General features: G+C 30.6%; 22 protein-coding genes. 6 read left to right on the forward strand and 16 right to left on the reverse strand.

Annotated features, from left to right (window positions below; all coding sequences use genetic code 11):
* Positions 1-27: 27 nt before the first annotated feature.
* From AC5M21_RS01430 to purF, 6 genes are all read left to right on the forward strand, one after another.
* Positions 28-342 (forward strand): PTS sugar transporter subunit IIB, encoded by a 315-nt coding sequence (locus AC5M21_RS01430; protein WP_008789668.1) that lies wholly within the window; start codon positions 28-30, stop codon positions 340-342.
* A gap of 93 nt (positions 343-435) precedes the next feature.
* Positions 436-708, forward strand: coding sequence for an ACT domain-containing protein (locus tag AC5M21_RS01435; RefSeq protein ID WP_008789669.1), 273 nt, complete (start codon positions 436-438; stop codon positions 706-708).
* Positions 709-719: 11 nt separating this feature from the next.
* Positions 720-2,084, forward strand: coding sequence for a PFL family protein (locus AC5M21_RS01440; protein ID WP_008789670.1), 1,365 nt, complete (start codon positions 720-722; stop codon positions 2,082-2,084).
* A gap of 44 nt (positions 2,085-2,128) precedes the next feature.
* Positions 2,129-3,355 (forward strand): ATP-binding protein, encoded by a 1,227-nt coding sequence (locus tag AC5M21_RS01445; RefSeq protein ID WP_008789671.1) that lies wholly within the window; start codon positions 2,129-2,131, stop codon positions 3,353-3,355.
* A complete protein-coding gene (locus tag AC5M21_RS01450; RefSeq protein ID WP_008789672.1) occupies positions 3,355-5,058 on the forward strand; it encodes a GNAT family N-acetyltransferase in 1,704 nt (567 codons plus the stop codon). The genes AC5M21_RS01445 and AC5M21_RS01450 overlap by 1 nt, the downstream gene beginning before the upstream one ends.
* Before the next feature lie 117 nt (positions 5,059-5,175).
* Positions 5,176-6,588, forward strand: coding sequence for an amidophosphoribosyltransferase (purF, locus tag AC5M21_RS01455; protein ID WP_017143733.1), 1,413 nt, complete (start codon positions 5,176-5,178; stop codon positions 6,586-6,588).
* 79 nt (positions 6,589-6,667) lie between these two features.
* On the opposite strand, the gene AC5M21_RS01460 is transcribed toward purF, so the two are convergent.
* From AC5M21_RS01460 to AC5M21_RS01535, 16 genes are all read right to left on the reverse strand, one after another.
* The gene (locus AC5M21_RS01460; RefSeq protein ID WP_243672313.1) at positions 6,668-6,955 is read right to left on the reverse strand and encodes a hypothetical protein; all 288 of its coding nucleotides are present in this window, start codon (positions 6,953-6,955) and stop codon (positions 6,668-6,670) included.
* A gap of 4 nt (positions 6,956-6,959) precedes the next feature.
* Positions 6,960-8,144, reverse strand: coding sequence for a phosphopentomutase (locus AC5M21_RS01465; protein WP_117598780.1), 1,185 nt, complete (start codon positions 8,142-8,144; stop codon positions 6,960-6,962).
* A 3-nt stretch (positions 8,145-8,147) separates the two neighbouring features.
* Entirely contained in the window at positions 8,148-9,053 is a 906-nt protein-coding gene (locus AC5M21_RS01470) for a tyrosine recombinase (protein WP_054688603.1), read from the reverse strand.
* 62 nt (positions 9,054-9,115) lie between these two features.
* Positions 9,116-9,268, reverse strand: a complete 153-nt coding sequence (locus AC5M21_RS01475; protein ID WP_160340846.1) for a hypothetical protein — start codon at positions 9,266-9,268, stop codon at positions 9,116-9,118.
* A gap of 66 nt (positions 9,269-9,334) precedes the next feature.
* Positions 9,335-9,904: a hypothetical protein gene (locus AC5M21_RS01480; protein ID WP_117598781.1), complete on the reverse strand. Its 570-nt coding sequence runs from the start codon at positions 9,902-9,904 to the stop codon at positions 9,335-9,337.
* 41 nt (positions 9,905-9,945) lie between these two features.
* Entirely contained in the window at positions 9,946-11,169 is a 1,224-nt protein-coding gene (dinB, locus tag AC5M21_RS01485) for a DNA polymerase IV (RefSeq protein WP_117598782.1), read from the reverse strand.
* 21 nt (positions 11,170-11,190) lie between these two features.
* Positions 11,191-12,015 (reverse strand): sporulation transcription factor Spo0A, encoded by an 825-nt coding sequence (gene spo0A, locus AC5M21_RS01490; protein ID WP_008789682.1) that lies wholly within the window; start codon positions 12,013-12,015, stop codon positions 11,191-11,193.
* Positions 12,016-12,225: 210 nt separating this feature from the next.
* Positions 12,226-13,221, reverse strand: coding sequence for a SpoIVB peptidase S55 domain-containing protein (locus AC5M21_RS01495; RefSeq protein WP_008789683.1), 996 nt, complete (start codon positions 13,219-13,221; stop codon positions 12,226-12,228).
* A gap of 63 nt (positions 13,222-13,284) precedes the next feature.
* Complete coding sequence (recN, locus tag AC5M21_RS01500; protein WP_054688607.1) at positions 13,285-14,934, reverse strand: DNA repair protein RecN; 1,650 nt, start codon at positions 14,932-14,934, stop codon at positions 13,285-13,287.
* Positions 14,935-14,942: 8 nt separating this feature from the next.
* Positions 14,943-15,746: a TlyA family RNA methyltransferase gene (locus AC5M21_RS01505; protein ID WP_054325147.1), complete on the reverse strand. Its 804-nt coding sequence runs from the start codon at positions 15,744-15,746 to the stop codon at positions 14,943-14,945.
* Positions 15,727-17,601, reverse strand: a complete 1,875-nt coding sequence (dxs, locus tag AC5M21_RS01510; RefSeq protein ID WP_117598785.1) for a 1-deoxy-D-xylulose-5-phosphate synthase — start codon at positions 17,599-17,601, stop codon at positions 15,727-15,729. The genes AC5M21_RS01505 and dxs overlap by 20 nt, the downstream gene beginning before the upstream one ends.
* A complete protein-coding gene (locus AC5M21_RS01515) occupies positions 17,602-18,450 on the reverse strand; it encodes a polyprenyl synthetase family protein (protein ID WP_008789687.1) in 849 nt (282 codons plus the stop codon).
* A gap of 3 nt (positions 18,451-18,453) precedes the next feature.
* Positions 18,454-18,669 carry an exodeoxyribonuclease VII small subunit gene (gene xseB / locus AC5M21_RS01520; RefSeq protein ID WP_008789688.1) on the reverse strand — a complete coding sequence of 72 codons (216 nt, stop codon included), beginning with the start codon at positions 18,667-18,669 and terminating at the stop codon, positions 18,454-18,456.
* Between the two features lie 8 nt (positions 18,670-18,677).
* A complete protein-coding gene (xseA, locus tag AC5M21_RS01525) occupies positions 18,678-19,928 on the reverse strand; it encodes an exodeoxyribonuclease VII large subunit (RefSeq protein WP_008789689.1) in 1,251 nt (416 codons plus the stop codon).
* A complete protein-coding gene (gene nusB / locus AC5M21_RS01530; RefSeq protein WP_008789690.1) occupies positions 19,928-20,332 on the reverse strand; it encodes a transcription antitermination factor NusB in 405 nt (134 codons plus the stop codon). Before nusB ends, xseA begins: the two co-directional genes overlap by 1 nt.
* A gap of 104 nt (positions 20,333-20,436) precedes the next feature.
* Entirely contained in the window at positions 20,437-20,781 is a 345-nt protein-coding gene (locus tag AC5M21_RS01535; protein WP_008789691.1) for an Asp23/Gls24 family envelope stress response protein, read from the reverse strand.
* Positions 20,782-20,794: the final 13 nt, after the last annotated feature.

A 20,794-nucleotide genomic window follows, 5' to 3' on the forward strand; every position in this document is an offset into this window, starting at 1 on the left:
GAAATAACTAGAAAAGGAGTAATGAATATGAAAACTATTTTATTAGTATGTTCTGCAGGAATGTCAACAAGTTTATTAGTAACAAAAATGGAAGCTGCTGCTAAAGATGCAGGTGTTGAATGCAAAATCTTTGCATTACCTTTCTCTGATGCACCAAGAGTATTAGAAGAAGTTGACTGCATTTTACTTGGCCCACAAGTAAGATTCCAAAAAGGTGCTATTGAAAAAATGGCTGCTGGAAGAAAAGCTGGAGCTATCCCTGTAGACGTTATCGATATGAGAGATTACGGTACAATGAACGGAAAAGCTGTATTTGATAAAGCAATGTCTTTATTAGGTTAATATTCTTAAACAAAAGGAGTGCAAACTCCTTTTTTTCTTTCTTTTTTATGACTTGTTTGCTATAATATTAAAAAATATCAGGAGGGGTTACGAATGGAAAAAGCTATTATTACTGTTGTAGGAAAAGATCAAGTAGGAATTATTGCCAAAGTTTGTACATATTTAGCAGACTCACACATTAATATTCTTGACATTTCACAAACAATTTTACAAGGATATTTCAATATGATGATGATTGTTGATGCATCTCATGCTGGAGAAGAATTTTCAACTTTAGCTGATCAGTTAGAAAAATTAGGAAACGAGATTGGTGTTAATATAAAATTTCAGCATGAAGATATTTTTAATAAAATGCATAGAATCTAGGGAGGATAAGAATGATTAATTTATTTGAAGTTGCAGAAACAAATAAAATGATTGAACAAGAGAATTTAGATGTTCGTACAATCACAATTGGAATTAGTCTTCTGGATTGTATTGATGGAAATATCGACGTTCTGTGTCAAAACATTTACAATAAAATCACAACGATTGCGAAAGATTTAGTAAAAACAGGTGAAGCCATTGAGAAAAAATATGGTATACCTATTGTTAATAAGAGAATTTCTGTTACACCAATTGGATTTATTGGTGCTTCAGCATGTAAAAGTTCTGATGATTTTGTAAAAATTGCAAAGACATTAGATCATTGCGCTCATAAAGTTGGCGTGAATTTTATTGGTGGATATAGTGCAATTGTCTCTAAAGGAATGACAAAAGCTGAAAAATTGTTGATTGAGTCAATTCCACAGGCAATGAAAGAAACTGAGCTTGTTTGTAGTTCTGTTAATGTTGGATCAACAAAGACAGGATTAAACATGGATGCAGTGAAATTGATTGGTGAAACAGTCAAAGCGACAGCAGAAATTACTAAAGAGAATGATTCCATAGGTTGTGCAAAATTTGTGGTTTTCTGTAATGCACCTGATGATAATCCATTTATGGCTGGTGCTTTTCATGGGGTCAGTGAGGCTGATGCAATTATCAATGTTGGTGTAAGTGGACCTGGTGTTGTACGTACTGCTATTCAAACAGCAAAAGGTAAAGATTTTGGTGAATTGTGCGAAACGATTAAGAAAACAGCATTCAAAATTACTCGTGTTGGCCAACTGGTTGCTAGAGAAGCTTCAGCAGCATTAAATATTCCTTTTGGTATTATTGATTTATCATTAGCACCAACACCTGCTGTTGGAGATAGTATTGCTGATTGTTTGCAAGAAATGGGGCTTGAAAGAGTGGGAGCTCCTGGAACGACTGCTGCTTTAGCAATCTTAAATGATCAAGTGAAAAAAGGTGGGGTCATGGCTTCATCATATGTAGGCGGATTATCTGGTGCATTTATTCCTGTCAGTGAAGACCAGGGAATGATTGATGCTGTTGAAATGGGTGCATTGACATTAGAAAAATTAGAAGCGATGACATGTGTATGTTCGGTCGGATTAGATATGATTGCAATCCCAGGCAAAACATCCGCAAAGACAATTGCAGGAATTATTGCTGATGAAATGGCAATTGGTATGATCAATCAAAAAACAACTGCCGTAAGAATTATTCCTGTCATTGGAAAAGATGTAGGTGAAATGGTTGAATTTGGCGGATTATTAGGATATGCCCCAATTATGCCAGTTAACCAATTCTCATGTGATGAATTTATTGATCGTGGTGGAAGAATCCCTGCACCAATTCATAGCTTTAAAAATTAAAAAGGCGATTTATCGTCTTTTTTCATAGGAAGAAGGTTAAATTTATGGACTTAAATCAATTAATTATATATAGAAATCTCACTGATGATCCTGATGTCTTAGACTGTTTATTATATTGCACACATGACAGTGATAAAAATGAAAATACTTTTATTTCAACAATGTTAAAGTTAACTGAAAAATATGATCTTCATGGTCATTTGTTTCAAAGTTTAATAACATATTTATTAGTGCAACACGAAAATATATTTACACTTTCTTTAGAACGCAAACAAACTATAAATAAATCATTAAAAGATGTTGTAATGAATGATATAAATGTGTTATATCACCTTTATCATTATAATTTTACTAGCCTTGATCTTCAGTATCAAAATATTTTTTTCGACTTTCCACATAGTCGCCCGATCATTAATCAGGAAATTTTCAATTTATTGTCAGAATTACAATTACAACTTTCTTGGAGCACTTCACTAGAAGAATTCTATAAAATATTATACAATCATTATAGTCAATATGGAGTGGGAAAGTATGGTCTGAATAAAGCTTTTCGTTTTCAAAACGAAAAAATTATACCAATCGATCATATTGGGAATAATAAATTAGACCAATTGATTGGTTATGAGAGCCAAAAAGAGCATTTAAAAGCCAATACTGAAGCTTTTTTAAAAGGTAAAAAGGCTAATAATGTCTTACTTTATGGAGATAGTGGAACAGGAAAATCAAGTAGCATCAAAGCTTTATTAAATGAATATTATAAAGATGGGTTAAGAATGGTGGAGGTTTATAAGCATCAATTTATCTCTTTGCCTCAAATTATTAATGAACTTCAAAATAGAAATTATAAGTTTGTAATTTTTATGGATGATTTATCTTTTGAGGAATTTGAAGTCGAGTATAAATATTTGAAGGCTGTTATCGAAGGTGGTTTGGAGAAGAAACCAGATAACATTTTAATCTATGCAACAAGTAATCGTCGCCATCTTATCAAAGAGACCTGGAATGATAGAAATCATGATCAGGAGATTAATAACAATGATGCAAAACAAGAAAAACTGTCACTTGTTTCACGATTCGGTGTACAAATTATGTATATTCATCCTGATAAACAACATTATTTAGATATTGTTGATGGATTAGCTAAAACTTATCAAATTGATATGAAGCAAGATGAATTGCATGATTTAGCATTACAATGGGAAATTAGAAATGGAGGATTTTCTGGGCGTACTGCCAAACAATTTATACATATGCTGCTCGGAAAGAAATAATGAAAGAATTAAAATTAGATGATTATTCAATAATTAAACCTTACTTGGATTTAGCAAATTATGAAGGATATAATTCAAATTTTGTAACAATGATGATGTGGAACCATGAGTATCATATTCAATATGAAATTCATGAACATTTTGTTGTTATGTTACATAATTATAAAGGAACACAGTTCTGGGCAATGCCTTTTACAAGTCCACAATATTATCGAGAAGCTATTGATTATATGCTAGAGTATAGTCATAAAAATCAGTTTGAATTTATAATTGATTGTGCTATTGATACATTCGTTGAATATATCAAGCCATTATATCAAGATAAACTTTTATTTGCACGTACACCCGAGAATGATGATTATGTTTATGATCGAATGATGCTGCAAACTTTATCTGGTAAAAAAATGCAGAAGCGTCGTAATCACTATAATGCTTTTTTGAAAGAAAATCCTGATTATATTTATAGAGATTTAGACTTAGTTAATGATTTTAATATGATTTTAGAATGTCTTAATCGCTGGGAGAGTGAGAAAGAAGATTTAAGTGAATCTATGACAAGTGAAGTTAAAGGCATTATGTATCTTTTATCATCTCGACACATGTTGGAATTTGAAGTAGGTGGGATTTTTATTAATGGACAAATGGAAGCTTTCATTATTGCTTCTCGTTTAAAGCATTCTACAATTCAAATACATGTTGAAAAAGCAAACAAAGATATTCGCGGATTGTATCCTGCTATTCTTAAAGAAATGTTAGAGCATCATTTTCCTGATGAACAGTATGTTAATAGAGAAGAAGATATGGGATTAGAGAATCTAAAAAAATCAAAACTTTCTCTACATCCAATCAAGATGATTGAAAAATATCGTATTTATGAAAAAGATGAGTATATTGGGCAAGCATCTGATGATGATTTAGAATCTATCATTCATCTTTGGAAAGATAATTTCCCAGATGAAACAGAAGAAACAACAAACTACTATTTTCAATATTTATACCATAAGGAATATACTTTTGTTCTTAAGAATAAAAATCATTTGATTTCAATGTTACAAATTGTTCCTATATCAATTCAAATTCACAATCAGATAAGAGAGTGTTATTTTATATTAGGCGTTGCAACAAAGAAAAATTTTGAAAAACAAGGGTATATGAAAAAACTTTTACAATTTGTTCTTGAACAATATAATAATCAAATTATTTATTTACAAGCGTATCATCCAGAAATTTATAAACCTTTTGGTTTTAATGCATCTCATTATCACCAAAAAATTGCTGTAGATAAGGAAAAATTAATACAGTCTCCTTGTATCCCTATAGATGATATTTCACTCTTAAAAGATTATTATGAAGCATTTGTGCAACAATTTGATGAATATCGCATTCGTGATGAATACTATTGGAAGTTATTTATTCAAAGATGTCTTGTTTTTTTGGATAATATTCTTATCTTCAAAGATCATGGATATCTTATTTATCATGAGAATGATGAATCTATTGAAATATCAGAGTTTATCTATCTTACAAAAGATTCTATAAATATTATGTTATCTTATTTTTCAAACAGTACAAAAAATATTATTTTAGAATGTGATATAAATGTTGAAATAGAAGGGCAGTCATCTCTTATTATTACAATGATGTCTAATCAAGTAAAGTTAGATACTTTTGATAAACACAAATATATTAATGAAATTTATTAAAGAAAGAAGAATTTTATTCTTTTTTCTTTAATTTTAATGAGTTTTATTGACTTATTATCTACATTTTGGTAAATTTTAATTGTGTTAATAAATATTTATCACAAGGAGACTAATAAAATGTTTGATCAAGACGAATTACATGAAGAATGTGGTGTATTTGGTGTTTTTGGACATAACAATGCTGCTGATCTTTGTTATTATGGATTACATAGTTTGCAGCATAGAGGGCAAGAAGCAGCTGGAATTGTTGTGCAAAAAGGACATAAACTTAGCATTCATAAAGGCGAAGGGTTAGTAACAGAAGTGTTTGATGCAAAACGCCTTGCTCAGCTTGATGGTGATGCAGCTATAGGGCATGTTCGTTATTCCACAGCTGGTGGTAGTGGCATTGCCAATGTTCAGCCTTTTTTATTTAAAACAATGAAGGGCTCATTAGGTATCTGTCATAATGGAAATTTAGTAAATGCAAATATTCTAAAAAAAGAGTTAGAAGAACAGGGTAGTATTTTTTCATCATCTTCAGATACTGAAGTCTTAGGTCATTTAATCAAAAGACAAGATGGTAAAATGATTGAACGTATTTGCAAATCTTTAGATATGTTAGATGGGGCATTTGCTTTCTTGATTCTTATCGAAGATCGCCTTTATGTTGCAAGAGATAAATATGGTTTAAGACCTTTATCCATTGGAATCCTCCCAAATGGAGCCTATGTATTTGCATCAGAAACTTGTGCATTAGATATTGTTGGAGCAAATTTTGTAAGAGATGTTGAACCAGGAGAGATTGTACGAGTAAAGGATGGAAAATTAAAAGCTATGACTTATACAAAAGATCCAGTCGTTGATAAAATTTGTGCAATGGAATACATTTATTTTTCAAGACCAGATAGTACCTTAGATGGAATCAATGTGCATACAACAAGAAAATTGGCAGGAAAACAATTATTTTATGAAGCACCAGTTGATGCAGATGTTGTTATTGGAGTGCCAGATTCATCCATTTCTGCTGCTATTGGTTATGCTGAAGCTTCTTCAATTCCCTATGAGATGGGACTTGTTAAAAACAAGTATGTAGGACGTACATTTATTCAACCCACACAAGAAATGAGAGAGCAGGGTGTACGAATGAAACTATCAGCTGTCTCATCCATTGTAAATGGAAAACGCATCATTTTGATAGATGACTCAATTGTGCGTGGAACAACCTCTCAACGTATAGTTAAACTATTAAAAGAAGCTGGAGCAAAAGAAGTACATGTTCGCATTGCCTCACCAGCAATTCGTTATCCATGTTTCTATGGTGTTGATACATCTACAATAGAAGAATTAATTTCTCATAGAATGAGTGTTAGTGAGTTATGCCAATATATAGAAGCAGATTCATTAGCATTTATCAGTGAAGATGGATTGAGTCAATCTATTCACTTTAAACAAGAACACACATGTGGCTTATGTATGTCTTGTTTCAACGGCAAATATGTTACAAAACTATATGATTCTTTTGAACAAGCGAATAAAGATGAAAAGTAAAAAAATAAGGGAAGACATTAAATCTTCCCTTATTTTCATGAAATATATACAACTTCGCATAATATAGATTATGTGAATTCTAGACTATGCGAGAAAGTGTTGCAAATGTAATTAATATAGCCATGATTACTACTAATACCATTATATATTTATAAATAGCCTGAACATCTACCTTGTTGTTATTATAAACAGCTAAAAAAGAACAGATATACAATACCAATCCAATTATATAATTCACAATCATTGGCCAAATACTATCTTTTATAGAAATCCCAAAAATAAACAGCAAGGTTCCAATTAATAACCCAGCTAAAGAAATAATAATAACACGTCTTGTTTTGTTGTTTTCATCCATATACTTCTTCAAGCTCCTATATAATTTTATCTGCTAATGATTGACCAATACCAGGATTTTCAACTTTAAAATTCTCAGCGATTGTTGCTCCAATTACAGCATAACTTTTTAAGAGACCTAAGTGTCTTGGTTTATGCAACGATTTACTATAAACAATTAATGGAACATTCTCTCGTGTATGATCAGTTCCTTTATATGTTGGATCATTCCCATGATCAGCAGTAATCATTAATAAATCATCTTCTTTAAGTTCTCTTAACAGATCCGTTAATTGGTTATCAAATTCTATAATAGCATTGCCATATCCCCGAGGATCTCTTCTATGTCCAAACACAGCATCGAAATCTACTAAATTTAAGAATGCAAGACCTGTGAAATTCTCTTTAGCGATTTCTATTGTCTTTATCATCCCATCAAAATTAGATTCAGTTTTTACTTTGCGTGTTATCCCTTGATCAACAAATATATCAGGTATTTTACCAATTCCAATAACATCAAGATGATTTTCTTTTAAAGAATCTAAAACAGTTTTTCCAAAAGGTTTTAATGCCAAGTCATGGCGATTAGCAGTACGTTTAAATTCTCCTTTTTTCTGTCCTATATATGGTCTTGCAATGATTCTACCAACCTTCCATCTCTCATCCATAGCTAATTCTCTGGCAATATCGCACGCTTTATAAAGTTCTTCCAAAGGAATAACATCTTCATTAGCTGCTATTTGAAATACTGAATCTGCTGAAGTATAAACAATCCAATCCCCAGTCTGAATTTGATGTTCGCCCCAATCATCAAGTATTTTAGTTCCACTCTCAGCGTAATTTCCTACACATTTTCTTCCAGTTTTTTCTTCAAATAGTTTAATAAATTCATCTGGGAAACCTGTCTCAGTAAATGTTTGAAAGGGTTCAGTAATCTTTAATCCCATCATTTCCCAATGACCTGTCATTGTATCTTTTCCATTTGAAACTTCTTCTAGCCTAGCAGTATAAGCCAATTGGTTTTTTAAAGCATGAATGCCCTTAAATTGTCCAATACTTCCTAAGCCCATGCCTTCTAAATTAGGCAAATCTAAGCCCCCTACGCTTTCACAAATATGACCAAGTGTATTTGCTCCCAAATCATTAAAAGCCTCTGCATCGTGGGCATCTCCAACGCCCAATGAATCTAAAACAATTAAAAAAACGCGTTTATATTTTTTCATAATTTATCTCCTTTTCTTGCTTCGTGGATGTAACTTCCTATATTCTTCTATTGCTTTATTATTAGACACATGTGTATATATTGTTGTTGTAGAAATATCACTATGTCCTAGCATTTCTTGGATAGACCGTAAATCAGCATCATTTTCTAATAAATGAGTCGCAAATGTATGACGTAATGTATGAGGAGTGACATGTTTTTTCAACCCACTTTTCTTAACAATATTTTCTAAAATATGATAAAAGTCATCTCTTTGAATAGGCTGTCCTTTTTTATTAATAAAAAGGTATTGGGACGAAACTTCCTCACATAATTGTGGTCTATATTCTTCAATATATTTCTTTAACAACAAACAACAATTCTCATTCATTGGTACAATTCTTTCCTTGTTTCTTTTTCCAATACATTTTACAAAGCCTTTATGTATATTCACGTTCTGTAACGTTAAAAAACACATTTCACTCACTCTTAATCCAGATGCATATAAAACTTCTACCATACACCGATTACGCGCTGACACTGGATCATTTACATCAATTGAATCAAGCAACTGATTGACTTCAGCAACTGTCAAAACTTCAGGTAAATATTTCGCTTTCTTAGACATTTCAAAAGAACTCATAACATTGTCCTTAATGATATTTTCTTTTACTAAGAAAATATAAAATTGCTTTAGTGAAGTCATATGTCGGTCAACAGAAGATGCTTTTAAATGATTACGCAAATCTTTAAGATAATGATACATGTGATCTTTAATAATATTATCTATACTATTGACTTCATATTTTTTATAAATAAAATCAATAAAATGTAGAATATCACGTTCATAATTCTCAACAGTATAACGGCTATAACCTTTTTCTACAATCATATATTGTTTATATTCTTTTAACGCATCTACACATTTCAAAATACATCACCTACCATATTATACAAAAACAAATTACAAATAACAATATTTTTGCATTAAGATTAATCAATATGATTATTTGTATCTAATGCTTCTTCCATAAACTCTATTTTGCCAATTAATTCTTTAATGTATTCATTATCAGCCAAATTATATACAAGAGCTAATTTAAGAATCATTTTTAATTCATATAAATCCAATCGTGTAAAATTCATTTGACCACTACTTTCCTAATTTTTAAAAGAATTCTAATAAACGTAGATTATAGATAATCAAAAAATTCAAAACATTGGTACAACATAGATACGGAATGCTAATGCTAAAGAAAAAATAACAAGACCAATAATTACACAATTAAGCTTATAGTTCATCATGCTTTTCATACTAAAATTCTGTTCAACACAAAAAGTAACTAATGTGACATATGTTGAAATGTGTATACATATTAAATTCATCGATAGACAAAGCGCAATTTCCAAAAGACTTTCAACAAGTAACAAAAGAAATATTATAAATGTAAATGGAACCGCTGTAAAAACAAACATAAAAGAAAATGATAATTGCAATCCTTTTAAGAAAATTAAAAACAATAGGCCAATATGCCCCAAATAACTAGAACTCAGATATGTACATATCAATATGTAAACTCCACCTTGAATGACATAAAGCTGATATTGATTTTGATATCCATCGATATTAAGATAAAATAAATTTTGAAAAAAATCCTTTACCCCTTGTATTGAAGATGAATACTGATAAAACCCAAACAACAACCCGCAAACAAAAACACTTACCATTGCTATAACAATATATTTTTTATTGTCAATAAAACGACGTAAAAAGACACTCATTGATTATCACCTCTAATAATTCATATGAGTGTCTTTTTATATTATTCATTGTTTTCTAAGTATTTCTTTTGAATTGTTGATTGTGGTTCTATTAGATCTGATGCTTTCATTACTTTCAAACCAGGTAACGAAGAATTTAAACGATGTATAACTTCGTCAGTTTCATTAATCTCTTTTTTACTTGCTTGTAGTTGGGTATGATCAAATAAAGAAATCTGTTGCTGTAATTCTTCAACATGTTTAACATTATTCAAACTTATACCAACTAATCGTAGCATTTCACCACCATAAATACTTTCAAACAACAATAAAGATGTTGCATAAATAGTATCAAAATCCTGAGTATAATCATCAATAATCATTTGTTTTGTTTTACTCTTTTCTCTTGTGTATTTTAACGTAATTGAGATAGAATTCCCTACTAAATCTCGCTTTTTGGCACGTGAAGAAACTTCTTGTGCTAAGTCTCTAAATACTGATTTAATAAATTCTTCATCTTGGCTATCACGCTCAAATGTTGTTGAATTCCCAATAGACTTTAATTCATTATGTGCAACATTGATTTTTGAATAATCTTTCCCGTTTGCCTTTTGATAATATATCAGTGCATTTTTTCCAAATATAGGTTTGATTTTCTCATAGTTTTCATATTTTGCTAAATCACCAATTCTGACTATTCCTAATTCAATCAGCTTAGGAGCAGTTTTTTTACCAATACCAAACATGTTTTCTATTGGTAATGGCCAAATTTTTTGCTTATAGTTTTGATTTGTTATGACAGTGATTCCCATTGGTTTTTGCATATCACTAGCCATTTTTGCTAAAAACTTATTTGGTGCTATTCCTATCGAACATTGTAACTTCAATTCTGCGAAAACTCGCTTTTGAATTTCGATTGCGACATCATAAGGGTTTTGGTAATGCATCTGAATATAGTTCGTTAAATCCACATAACATTCATCTATGCTTGCCACTTCTAATTCTTGTGAAAATGTTGAAATAATATTGAAAAATTTTTCAGAGAGAGTCTTGTAAAGTTCAAAATGTGGAGGAACAATAACAAGATGTGGACATAATTCTTTTGCTTTAAACAGTGGCATAGCAGAATGAATACCGAATTTTCTTGCTTCATAGGAAGCAGTTGTAATAATGCTTCGTCGAGATTCTCTACAGATAACTATTGGTTTGCCCTTCAAAGATGGTTGTGATGATGTTTCTGCGCTTGCATAAAATGCATTTAAATCAACATGAAATATAATTTGCATCAACATCACCTACCTCAGCATCTATTTTAACATAAAATCTTTATAATTATAAATGCTTTCTTTTTTAACTGTATCAGTTTTATGTGCTAATCTCAATTTATCTGCAATCATTGCAATGAATTCTGAATTTGTAGGTTTCGCTTTCACTGCAGAAACAGTATATCCAAAAATATCATCAATTGCATCAGTATTTCCTCTGTTCCAAGCCACTTCAATCGCATGACGAATTGCTCTTTCAACTCTAGATGAAGTTGTATTATACATTCTAGCAATATCTGGATATAAAACTTTAGTAACTTGCCCCAAAATATCAATATTATAATAAGTTGTTAAGATTGCTGTTCTTAAATACATATACCCCTTAATGTGAGCAGGAATTCCAACTTCATGTAAAATATCAGTGATTTCATTTTCGATTTTGACTTTTTTATATTTTTCTGATTCATCCCCATTTAACAATTGATCATGTTTTTGTTGATCAGCAGTTGTTATGTAAAGAGCAGATTGGACAAAATGTTGTAAATCAAATGGATATTTAAAACAGTAATCTACAGATAAATCCTCAAGCCAATTACAAATTGTTTGATTCATAAATTGTGTCACACAAATAACTTTATTGTAACTGTTTTTATGCATTTCTTTTAATCTATTTAAAACTCCTACACCATCAATTTCTGAAAGCATTAAATCAATGATTAATAAATCACAAGTTCTTTGGTTTAGGAAATTAAAACAATCTGTTCCATTGTTTGCAGTCCCTATAATTTCAAATTTATTTGTTTTTTCTAAATTGATTTTAATATTTTCCAATAATTCTTGTTGATCTATTGCTATAAAAGTTTTCATTTTTCCAATTTCCCCTTTCGATTTATTCTCATCAGCAAATTTATTATATATGTGTCAAAAAAAGAAAGATAGTCAAAAAGTAAAGAAAACATAGTCAAAGCGGAATTTTCACAAATTCGTCATTTTTTTCACCCATATTTACGACACGATATCCTATCAAATGTCTTTTTATGTTGAAATAAGAAAAAGGAATCTTGAGCGATTCCTTCCCTATTTGTCGTTTTCAAGCATCCAATCGATGTATAATCCATAACCTTGGTGAACATTGTTGACATCAACATGAGTAACACACCCAATTAACTTCCCATTTTGTATAATTGGTGATCCACTCATTCCTTGAACAACCCCATTTGTTAAAGAAAGAACTTTTTCATCTGTAATTTCAAAAGTAATACCTTTAATAGAAGGCTCGTTCTGTTTTTTTAGTTTTGTAATATTGATAGAGCATTTTGTAAGTGTATGACCATCTAAAACGGTTAAGAAATAAGCCTCTCCCTCTTCAACTTCATCCATAGAAGCCGTAGAAATTATTTGTTTATCTTGACTAGGATAATCATCATAATTCCCATAAATACCATAATTATTATTATCATATATCGTTCCAATTTGAATCGAACCTATTTCGGCTATTTTTTCACCTGGTTTACCATTTTCTGAAGGATTGATTTTTTTGACATATGAATTATAGACACTGCCTTTTTTAATAATAACATCACTTTCTAACGATACATCCATCATAACATGCCCTAAGGCCCCAAAATGATGTGTGGCAGGATTAAAATATGTCATTGTTCCTACACCAGTCAACCCATCCTGTACATATAAACCTGTTGTGAACTTCCCATCTGATTCCTGGAACTTTAATTCTTTGTGGAGTTCTTTTTTATCACGTGAGAGTGTAAGTGTAATCGTATTTTTGTTATCAATTTCCTTTTCAACGTTTGCCATTAAAGTTGATATTGAATCAATACTTTGTCCATTCACTTTCTTAATGATATCTCCTGTTAAATACCCATCTGAAGAAGGATTGTACTTTTTATTGTCAATAGAAATATCATATGTTCCAGTAATCAATACACCATCATAATCTAACTCTATCCCTATTGATTGTCCACCTAAAATAACATCTGCTGCAAATACATTGACTGTCTGGAATAACATCGTCACGACAATAACGAGTGTAATACTTAACTTTTTAAAAAGCAAAGCATATACACCTCCCTGTAATCTTTTTTTGATTACAGTTTATTTTGGCATATATGCTTTGAATTATACATTCAATAATTTTTTTGCATTTTCTATAGCTTCAGGTGTTAATTTTTCTCCTGAAAGCATCTTAGCAATTTCTTCTATACGACTATTTTTACTTAAAAGATGCACTGCTGTTGTCGTTTCATGATCAGTAATCATTTTTTCGATACAATAATGATGCTCAGCTAAACAAGCAACCTGTGGTAAATGTGTAATACAAATAACTTGCTTATTTTGTGCCAATTGAAGCATTTTATCACCAATACTAGATGCTACTTTACCACTAACGCCAGTATCGACTTCATCAAAAATAATGGTTTCTATTGAACTATATGCCAAAATAATTGTCTTTATTGCAAGCATAATACGAGATATTTCTCCACCACTAGCACTTTCGTTAAGCAAACTCAAATCTTGACCTTTATTAATAGAAACTAAAAATTGTATTTTATCAATTCCATTTTTACATAGTTCAACTCTATCAAAATTCACTTTTAATATTGCTTTATCCAAATATAAGTCCCTAAATTCTTTTTGGATAAGCCTTTCAAAATGATTTGCATTTTTTAAGCGAATATGATGCATTTGATTAGCAATTAAAAGTGCAGCATCTTTTGATTCAGAAACTTGTTTTTGCAAATCTTGAATATATTCTTCACGATGAGATATTTTTTCTATTTTTTCGATGATATCATTTCGATATTCCTTAATTCTTTCCATCGTAAAACCATATTTTCGCTTTAATCTATTAATTATATAAAGAGTTTCTTGAATTTCATTAAAACGATATTGATCGAATTGAAATTCCCTATATGTTTCCATAACATTTTCATAGTCATCAATAAGTAAATAGTACTGATTATAAATGTTATCATATGATTTTTGAAATGCCTCTATTTCATTGACTGACTCTAATGCATTTAAACTTTCTTTAATTAAAGGCAATGCTCCTTTTGAAGAATTCATTAATCTATCAAAATTCTGTATATCTTCGTTCATTTTTTCAAAATTTTGAAGCATTTTTAACTCGTTTTCTAATTCATCTACCTCATCATCAGTATACTCAACTTTATCAATTTCATCCAATTGACTCTCTAAAAAATCTAATTGTTCATCACTCATATCTTCTTCAAGTGTCTTTTTTAATTTCGTTTTAAGTTCTTTATAAGAAGTATATAAATCTGCATATTTTTTTTGTAAATCAGCCAATTCCTGAGAAGAAAACTCATCTAATAATATAATATGGTTTTTTTCTTCAAAAAGTTTTTGAGTTTCAAACTGTGAATGAATATCTATTAGCAAAGGCATCAATAACTTCAATGCTTGATTTGAAGCATTTTGATAATTTATTTTAATATTGCTTTTTCCTGATTGAAGAATTTCTTTAGTAATAACAAACTGTTCATCTGGTTCAATATGTAACTGTTCACATATATCTTCCAACGCTTCATTCATAGTTGCATCAAAAACACCCTCTATAATCGCTTTAGAGCAGTTTTTCTTAATTAACGATACAGAAGCCCTATTCCCACACAACTGCCCTAATGCATCAATAATAATAGATTTACCAGCGCCTGTTTCACCAGTGAGAACACTCATACCACTTTCAAAATCAATACGTGTCTGATCAATAATAACAAAAGAAGAAATATATAAACTTTTTAACATACTATCACCTACCCTTTAAAGTATTGATGTGCTGTAGCAACAACTTTTTGAACATCTATAAAACAATCCTGAGTTTCATTGTTTTGAAAACAACCTAAAAACTCTATATTACCAACACCACCAGTAATAGGTGAATATGTCAATTGTTTTAAAGACATGTGAGAATCATGAGCATAATCAATAACTTCCTTAATAACACGCTCATGAACAGATGGCTCGCTTACAATCCCATGCTTTCCAACATCATCTTTTCCAGCCTCAAATTGAGGTTTGATTAATGCAACAATATAACCATCTTTTTTTAAAATATGAGACAGTGCAGGAAATATATGCTTTAAAGATATAAATGAAACATCAATGCTTACAAATTCAGGTTGTCCAAATTGAAACATATCAAGTGTTGCATATCTAAAATTCGTTTTTTCCATTACATGAACACGTTCATCATTACGTAACTTCCAAACCAATTGATTCGTCCCAACATCCAAAGCATAAACTTCTTTAACGCCATTTTGTAGGCCACAATCTGTAAATCCACCAGTGGATGATCCAATATCTAGCATAATCAAACCGTTTAAATCAAGCCCAAATTCTTTGATAGCTTTTTCTAATTTTAAACCACCACGGGAAACATATGCCAATTGTTCACCCTTTATATAAAGCTGTGAATCAACAGGTATTTTTGTTCCTGGCTTATCAATATAATCATATTCATCTCTAACAATCCCAGCCATAATTGCTCTTTTGGCTTTCTCTCTTGAATCAAATAAACCTTGCTCTACACAAAGAACATCAACTCTTTCCTTCTTCATGACATTTCTCCTTTATAACATTGAAAAGATCATCCAAACTCATGTTTTCATATTTTAATAAAGTTTCAACATCTCCTTGAGGTGTATACCTGTCATCAATTCCTAAATAATCTATACTTATATTCATATGATTTTGAGAATAATATTTTGCAATCATCGATCCTAATGAGCCAATCATTAAATCAGTTTCATAAATAATTAAATCCTGATGATTATCATAGAATTCATTGAGCATCTTCTCATCCATTGGTTTTATAAATCTTGCATTGACAAGATTAATTGGCAAATGATTTTTTTCAATCAACTCTTTAACTGTATTAACTTTAGCATCATATGTAATAATTGTTAAATGATGTGTTTGATCATCAATGATTTTTTCCCAAGTCCCAATCTCAATAAACTCATCAGTTGCAACATCACAATCAAAAACATTTCCGCGAGGGAATCGCATAATATATGGCATATCAAAGTTTTTCATAGCTGTATTAACCATTCTGCGAGCCTCTTGCGTATCTTTCGGAGTCATATAGACAATATGAGGTATAGCAGACAGAAAACTTATATCAAAAACTCCATGATGTGTTTCACCATCTGCTCCCACCAGTCCACATCTGTCAACACCAATAAGACATGGCAAATTCATTCTAGCTATATCATGATTAATTTGATCATAGCAACGCTGTAAAAACGATGAGTAAATAGTAATGTATGGTTTTTTATGGGCAACAGATAACCCTGCTGCAAAAGTCATAGCATGTTCTTCTGCAATACCAACATCAAAACTCCGATGAGGATATTTTCTAAAAATTTCACCTAAACAACTCCCTGAAATCATAGCAGGAGTAATAACAACAATATCTTCGTCTTCTTTCATTAATTTTTCAATTTGTGAAGAAACAACAGCACTCCAACTCATAAGTTGTGACTCTTTTTTATATATTCCTTCTTTATAATCAAAAGGTGCGACACCATGATAAACGCCTTGGCGGTCATTTTCAGCCAATACATAACCTTTTCCTTTTATTGTATGAACATGGACAACCACACTGTGTGACATTTCCTTTGCTAAACTCAATGCATTAAAAAGTTCTCTAAAATCATGCCCATCTACTGGACCAATATAATCCAAACCAAACTCACCAAAAATATTGTCTTCTAAAACATTTTCCTTGATATGATCTTTAATTCTCTTTGTGAATTTATAGACTTTTTTTCCAAGTTTTGATTTTTCAAGAAAAGATACATAATTGTATTTAGCATTCTTATATTGTGTAGAAATACGCACCTCAGATAGAAAATTACTAAATCCACCAACATTTTTTGAAATTGACATATCATTATCATTCAAAATAATAATGACTTTAGAATCAATAGAACCTAAATGATTAAGAGCTTCAAAAGACTCACCACTCATAATAGCTGCGTCTCCAACTATACAAAGCACATCTCCATCTTCATGATTAAGATCACGTGCAACAGCCATCCCTATACCACCTGATATAGCTGTTGAAGAATGTCCAGCTTCCCAAACATCATGAACACTTTCCTTTCGTTTTTGAAAACCACTCAACCCTTCAAATTGTCTAAGCGTTGTAAAATCTTTAGCCCGTCCTGTCAATATCTTATGCACATAAGATTGATGTCCTACGTCATAAATCATTTTATCCTGTGGAGAATCAAAAATATAATGAAGTGCTATTGTCAATTCAACAATACCAAGATTGCTAGAAAAATGACCACCAGTTTGTGAAACGCTCTTTATAATAAACTGTCTGATATCACTTGCAAGATCTTCCAACTCCTCAATATTTAATTGTTTTATAAATTCTGGATTTTTGATCTTTTCAAGATTCATCTAATTCACCCTTTTCAAAATAATTGATAATAATTCTAGAATTAATCCATGATTAATTCTCATTGCATATATATTTTCATAACATTTTTTAAATAATTCCTGAATTGCTAATTCTGATTTATCAATCCCTATTAATGAAACATATGTTGTTTTATGATTTTCTTGGTCACTGCCAACTTTCTTTCCTAACTGTTCTGTATTTCCAACAACATCCAAAATATCATCTTGAATTTGAAAAGCAAGCCCTAAATCAAAACCAATACTTGTCCAATATTGATAATCACTAGGATTGGCAATCAAACTGCCTAATTGCATACTTACAGCAATCAATTCACCTGTTTTATGTTTGTGAATATCTTTGAGTTGTTCTAAATTCGCTAATTGCTTTTCAAAAGTGATATCCTGTTGTTGACCATAAATCATACCATTAATACCACTCGCTTCATAAAGACGATTCAAAAGTTTCACCTTTAAATCACTATCAATAGATATATTTAAAATAGTATTTACACCTAGATTTAGTAAGGCATCACCTGCCAAAATAGCAGTAGCTTCATCAAATTGTTTATGGCACGTTGGACGTCCACGTCTCAAATCATCATTATCCATTCCAGGTAAATCATCATGAATTAATGAATATGTATGAATCATTTCTATTGCACAGGCAATATCCATATAAATATGATAATCAATTTGATAACTTCTTAAAACACTTAAAAATAGCAATGGCCTTAATCTTTTTCCAGGAGCTAATAAAGAATAGCTCATAGCTTCTTTAACAGGTCCATTTTTTAATGGTTCTAGAAGTTCCTCTAATCGTGAATTTATCTCAGTTCTTAATTGTTCCATAAACTATTCCTCTGTCTTCATATCTTTTAATTGTCCATTTTCATAAATCTGAGCAACTTTTTCTTGAATATTCTTAAGTTTATCATCACAATATTTAGATAATTCAATTCCTTCTTGAAACAATGCAATACTATCCTCTAAAGGTATTTCATTTCCTTCAAGTTTTGAAACAATTTCTTCTAAACGTGAAATAGCTTTTTCATATGTCATATTTTCCATTTTCTCACCTACTTAATCTCTGCTTTTTGATGACCATCTTGAAATTGAATATCAATAATATCTCCAGATTTTAAATCTTTTGATTTCTTAATCATAGTTTTTTCTTTTTGAATGAGTGTATAACCTCTTTGTAAAACCTTCAGTGGACTCAATGCATCTAAAGTTGTAATATGTTGATGCAATTGATGTTCATATGCCTGTAATTTCAAATCTATTTGATTTTTAAGTTCGGTTTGATAACTTGCTAGTTGTTGATACACTCGCATATCAAAAACTTTAAATTGATATGACAACTTATCCTGCAATTTAGTCAATCTTAAAAACTCATGAGAATAAATCACTTCTGGATTATTTAAGTAATAAGATTGTTGTAAACGAGATAAGTATTGTCTTTGTACATCTAGGCGATGTTTCATTTTATATAACAATTGTCTTTGTAAGTTTTCTTGATATACTCTCAGTTCTTTTTGATCAGGTGTTGCTTTCACCGCTGCAGCTGTTGGAGTCGCACTACGATAATCACTGACAAAATCACAAATTGTAAAATCAGTTTCATGTCCAATGCCTGTTATAATAGGTGTTTGACATGCAAAAACACAACGTGCTAAATCTTCTTCATTAAAATTCCATAAATCTTCAATAGAGCCACCACCTCTTGCTAAAATAATTGTATCAAAGCCTAAGGTATCAACTTGTTTTAAAGTTTCAATAATCTGTAAATAAGCATTTTTACCCTGAACAGGTATTGGAAAAACAATGACTTTTGCAAAAGGAAATCGTAAATGTATTGTTCGAACAATATCTTGTACAGCAGCACCTTGCTTAGCTGACAAAACTGCAATTCCTTTAGGGAAAGAACGAATAGATTGCTTATACTTTAGATCAAAGAGTCCCTCTTTTTCCAATTTTCTTTTTAGTGCTTCATATTGCAGATAAAGGTTTCCTATACCATCCTGTTGAATTGTTTGAACATAAAGTTGATATTGTCCAGAAGCCTCATATACTGAAACGCTCGCATGAATAAAAACTTGCATACCATTTTCAATTTGAAAACTCATCTTACGGGCGGCAGATGCAAACATAATTGCACTTACCCTGGAATTCTCATCTTTTAAAGTGAAATAAAGATGACCACTAGGATGTGGCCTATAATTTGAAATTTCTCCTTTAATATAAACATTTTGCAAAGAAACATCTTGATTCATCTTTGCCTTAATATACTTATTTAAAGCAAAAACACTTATGTATTGTCTTTCCATTAAATAATTTGACCTAATACACCATTAATGAATTTGTAAGAATCATCATCACAGAATTTCTTAGCATTTAAAACTGCTTCATTAATAACGATAGTTTTAGGTAAATCAGACTCTAATAACTCACAGGCAGCAATCATTAAAATAGCTTTTTCCATCATACTCAAACGTTCGAATTTCCAACCCTTCTTTAAATGTTTTTCTATCAAAGTTTGATATGATTCTTTATTTTGAAGAGTTGTTTCTACTAACCAACGACTAAATGCCATTGTCTCTTCACTTTTTGTCAATGTTTTTTCTTCGCTCAAAAAAGTTAAAATATCTTCAAGAGAACTATCAACCAAAAGATTCTGATAAACTCCAATAGTTGCTTTTTCTCTAGCGATTTGTCTTCGTGTTTTTTCCATAAAATCAAAATGCCTCCACACTCTCTAAATATAACTTATTCTACCACAAATAACGATAAAAATAAACAAAAGAAAAGTAAGAATGCATATTCTTACTTTTGTTGCTAGAAATCAATATTATCAACTTCAATATCAACATGTTTAACTAAAACGCCTGTCATTTGTTTAATAGAAGTTGCAATTTTTTCTTGTATTTCTCTTGTCATTTTAGACACATTCACACCATATTTCAAACGAACATGAATGCATACATAAACTTCGTTATCCTTAATTGAACAAGAAACAACTGCTTTTGTTCCAGGAATTTGAATACCTTTAGATGTATCTAAAGAAACATTTTTCATTTCACTTACAGTTTTCTTAGTAATTTCATCAAAGACTTGAATATTCATTAAAATCTTTCCATTCACAGTTCCTTGATCAAATGTATAGTATTCATTATGTGCCATAATATTACCTCTT

The organism is Coprobacillus sp. (assembly GCF_984815275.1).